Raw genomic sequence first — 4,421 nt, 5'->3', positions numbered from 1 at the left:
ATCAGCTGAAAATGGACAATAAGCCTGATACGGAGGAGCTGTATCAGCTGATTGGCGCCTATAACGACAGCCTGCCGCTGTGGATGCTGAAGGGGCATACCCCTGCAGAAGCGGCCGGTATGCCGCGCCCGGCCGTGGTGCGGGAGGGACGCAAGATCGGCCGCAACGAGCCCTGTCCCTGCGGCAGCGGCAAGAAATACAAAAACTGCTGTATAAGCAAGGAATGGAACTGAAAAACTGTGCTGACGGGGCATCGCTCTTTTGCCGGAGCGATGCCTTTTTGTTGTGCTTTTATTTTGGCAAAATGGTCAATATTTTCTAAAAAAATATTGACATAAAATGGCGCTGTTTGGATAATAGAAGTAGCTGTGACGGTCTGCATCAGCATGTTTGGGGGGATGCTCCGGCAGGCGGGCGCAGGATGGCAAGGCAATCATGCGGAGGGAACGGCATGAGTTTCGGGAGAAAGGAAGGGTATCGTGAAGAAGATTTTAATCGCTGATGACGTGGAGTTTAACCGCGATGTGCTGGGAGAGATATTTGGCGAGCAGTATGATATTCTGGAAGCGGCTGATGGTGAAGAGGCCATTGCCTGCATTCAGGAAAATTTTGAAAAGCTGTCATTGATTTTTCTGGATCTGGTCATGCCGAAGCAGAGCGGCTTTGATGTGCTGGAGTATATGAAGAGATATGGCTATCTGGAGCTGGTGCCTGTAATTATCATCACGGGGGAGGCCACCTATGATACGGACGTGGCTGCCTACGAGTACGGCGTGGCGGATGTTATCTACAAGCCGTTTTCCCGTCAGGTCATTACCCGCCGTGCCCTGAATATCATGGAGCTGTACGAGCAGAGAAGGAATCTGGCCCTGAAGCTGGATGAAACGGAAACGGAGCTCAGGCAGAGCCGGAAAAAGCTGGAGGCCAACACGGAATTCCTGATTAATGCTTTCAGCTCCGTGGTGGAGTTTCGCAGCAGCATGAAGGCCGGCCTGCACATCGACAAGGTGCGGCCTATGGCAAAGGTGCTGTTCCATACCTGGGCGGCACTGCACAAGGAATTTGACTACAACGAGGTGGATATCGCCCTGATGGTGAATGCCGCCGCCCTGCACGACATCGGCAAGCTCAGCATTCCGGATGAAATTCTCCTGAAACGCGGCAGGCTGACGCCGGAGGAATTCAAGATAATGAAGACCCACACCGTCAAGGGATGCGAGATTCTCGAGTGCTTCAAGCAGGAAATGGACGACAAGGATTTTTACAGGTACTGCTATGACATCTGCCGCTACCACCATGAGCGCTACGACGGCAAGGGCTACCCTGACAGGCTGAAAGGGGAGGAAATCCCTATCTGGGCGCAGATTGTGTCCATTGCGGAGGTGTTCGATGCGCTGGTGGATTCCCGCTGCTATCGTGCGCCGTATGCCGTTGACGAGGCAATCCGCATGATTAAGGCCGGGGAGTGCGGCGCATTTTCGCCGGCGCTTCTGGAGTGCTTTGAGGCGGCCAAGTTCCAGCTGATTGCCATCGCAGAGAATGACGCAAGGTGACCGCAGGCCGTATGGAAGGATACGTTGAGCAGGAAGCCATGCAGAACAGAAGACTGTGTTGAGATGGAAAGCCTGCTGAACAGAAATATACATGAGCAGGAAGATATATTGAGCAGGAAGGCGGGTAATTGATTTGACGATAGAGGAATTTTACGGTGCAGTGGGCGGAAATTATGCCGCCGTCAAGGAATTGTTTCTTACGGATGAGCGCATCAAAAAATATGTGCTGAAGTTTCAGAAGGAAGGCAGCTACCAGAAGCTGCTGGAAGCCGTCGCTTCCGGTGACGCGACAGCTTCCTTTGAGGCGGCTCACGCCTTCAAGGGGGTTGCCGGCAACATCGGCCTGACGAAGCTCTACAATGCGGCGGCCGCCCTGACGGAGCAGCTCAGAAGCAGCGGGGAACAGGCTGACAGCGCCCTGGTGGCGGAGCTGTCGGCCTGCTATGACGAGGTACAGGCCAGAATCAGGGAGCTGTAACTTACATTTTGCTTGTGTGGGCAGATTTTTCTGTGTGCAGGGGGCATAAGAGATGCAGACGACGGAGAGAAACGTATTGGACCAGCTGATGGACTGGGTGAAGATTATACAGTCCCTGAGCAAGGTTTACACGACTGTTTACTATATTGATATCCTGAATGACAGCTTCATTGAGCTGGCCGCCATTCCGGAGGTGCGGGCGTATATCGGGACAGCAGGCAGGGCGCAGGAAAAGCTGAACATCCTGCCGGAAAAGCTGGCCCTGCCTGAGTTCAGCGAGGATTTGCACAGCTTTGTGGAGCTGGGGACGCTGGACAGGAGGATGAATAAGGCCAGGGTGGTATCCTATCAGTATATCAGCCCGGTTTACTGGCCGGAGCTGTCTCCGGGGCTGACCGAGGAATGGGTGCAGTGCAATTTCATTGAGTGCGATCGTGACAGCGACGGCAGGCTGTGGCATGTGATTTTTGCCACGGAGTCTGTTAATGCGGCCAAAAAACAGGAGCTGGAAGCCCAGCGGAGAATCAGGGAGGCCAACGACGAGCTGACGCGGATTTTGGAGTATCAGAAGGTACAGCAGGAAAAGCTGGCGGCTGCCCTGAGCGATGTGGAGAACGTCAACGCCAGGCTGCAGCAGGAGATGCAGCAGAAGAATGATCTGATTCAGGAGATGGAGATTCAGCGGGATATTATCGACGGTCTGAGCAGCGAGTATTATTCCGTTCTGCTGGTGGATGTGGAAACGGATGTGGCCACCATCTATCGTGACGGGAGCAGGCATGGCGAGCAGCTGGGCAGCAGCTTTGCCGGGTATCAGGGACGCCGGGGCGGCTGGACGGAGGGAATGACAAAATACGCGGAGGAACTTGTTTCGGAGAAATGCCGCAAGGAATTTGTCAGGAAGCTGTCCATTGACAGGCTGCGCCGGGGCAAGCGCAATTATTCCTTTACCTATGAGCGGGTCTCCGGCGGCAATGTGAGCTATCTGCAGGCCGCGGTATCCTTTGTGCAGGAGAAGTGTGGACGCAAGGTTGCGGTTATAGGCGCCCGCAATGTGGACAGCCTCATCAAGTCGGAGAAGGAGCAGGAAATGGCCTTGCAGGTGGCCTACTCGGCGGCGGAGACGGCCAACAAGGCAAAGACCATGTTCCTCTCCAACATGTCCCACGATATGCGCACCCCTATGAACGGCATTATCGGCATGACGGCTATCGCCATGCGCTATGCTGATGACCGGGAAAAGGTCATGGACAGCCTGCAGAAGATAGATAAGGCCAGCAAGCATCTGCTGGAGCTCATCAACGAGGTGCTGGACATGAGCAAGATAGAGTCCGGGCGGGTGGATCTGGTGGAAGAGGAATTCAATCTGGCGGATTTGATTGAAAACATGGTGAACATCATGAAGCCGAATATTGACGAGCACCACCACAAGCTGACGGTGAACATGAGCAAGCTGAAGCATACGGCCGTCATTGGTGACAGCCTGCATCTGCAGAAGGTATTTACCAATCTGCTGGGCAATGCCATCAAGTATACGCCGGACTGCGGCAAGCTCAAGCTGAAAGCCTCCGAGAAGCCCTGCGCCAAGGAAAAGACGGGCTGTTATGAGTTTGTCTTTGAGGATAACGGCATCGGCATGAGCGAGGACTATATCAAGCAGGTTTTCGAGCCGTTTGTCAGGGCTTCCGATGAAAGGCTGAAGAATATTCAGGGCACCGGGCTGGGCATGGCTATCACCAGAAATATCGTCCGCATGATGGGCGGTGACATCGAGGTAAGGAGCAAGCTGGGGGTCGGCTCCCAGTTTGTTGTCACCGTGTACCTGAAACATCAGGATGCCCAGGAGAAGGAGCAGGGCGATGAAGGGCAGGAAAATCAGGAAAGGCCGCTGGAAGGCATCGAGGAACTGAAGCTGGGAGGGCGCAGGGTGCTTCTGGCGGAGGATAACGACCTGAATGCGGAGATTGCCGTGGAGATACTTGAGCTGACGGGCCTTGTGGCGGAGCGCGCCGCAGACGGGCTGGAGGCTGTGAGTATGCTGGAGGAGCATCCGGATGGCTACTATGACCTGATTTTCATGGATGTGCAGATGCCGGGCATGAACGGCTATGAGGCGGCCAGGAAAATTCGCGGCAAAAGGAGCGAATACTGCAGGCAGGTGCCGATTATCGCCATGACTGCCAATGCCTTTGCAGATGACGTGAAGGCGGCCATCAAGAGCGGCATGAATGAGCATGTGGCCAAGCCGCTGAACTGGCAGGCGCTGGCCAAGGTGCTGCAGAGGTGGCTGAAGTAGCGGGAAGGAACTTTTTGGAGAAATTTTTGATTTTTTTCAAAAAAGTGCTTGCATTTTTTTTCTGGATGTCATATAATAACACTTGTCGACGTCA

The 4,421-nt window shown here is 54.1% G+C and carries 4 protein-coding genes; all 4 read left to right on the top strand.

Features of this window, described 5'->3' with window-relative positions; translation table 11 throughout:
- The coding region (locus tag ACI3UA_RS01320; RefSeq protein WP_439723035.1) for an SEC-C metal-binding domain-containing protein at positions 1-233 on the top strand (233 nt) is incomplete at its 5' end.
- 246 nt (positions 234-479) lie between these two features.
- A complete protein-coding gene (locus ACI3UA_RS01315) occupies positions 480-1,553 on the top strand; it encodes an HD domain-containing phosphohydrolase (RefSeq protein WP_439723034.1) in 1,074 nt (357 codons plus the stop codon).
- 133 nt (positions 1,554-1,686) lie between these two features.
- A complete protein-coding gene (locus ACI3UA_RS01310; protein ID WP_439723033.1) occupies positions 1,687-2,031 on the top strand; it encodes an Hpt domain-containing protein in 345 nt (114 codons plus the stop codon).
- Positions 2,032-2,083: 52 nt separating this feature from the next.
- Positions 2,084-4,327, top strand: a complete 2,244-nt coding sequence (locus ACI3UA_RS01305) for an ATP-binding response regulator (protein ID WP_439723032.1) — start codon at positions 2,084-2,086, stop codon at positions 4,325-4,327.
- Positions 4,328-4,421 lie beyond the last annotated feature (94 nt).

This window comes from Anaerovibrio sp., assembly GCF_051866355.1.
Classification (GTDB): domain Bacteria; phylum Bacillota; class Negativicutes; order Selenomonadales; family Selenomonadaceae; genus Anaerovibrio.
The sequence above is the reverse complement of the archived record's forward strand: the minus strand, read 5'-3'. Positions and strand labels throughout refer to the sequence as shown.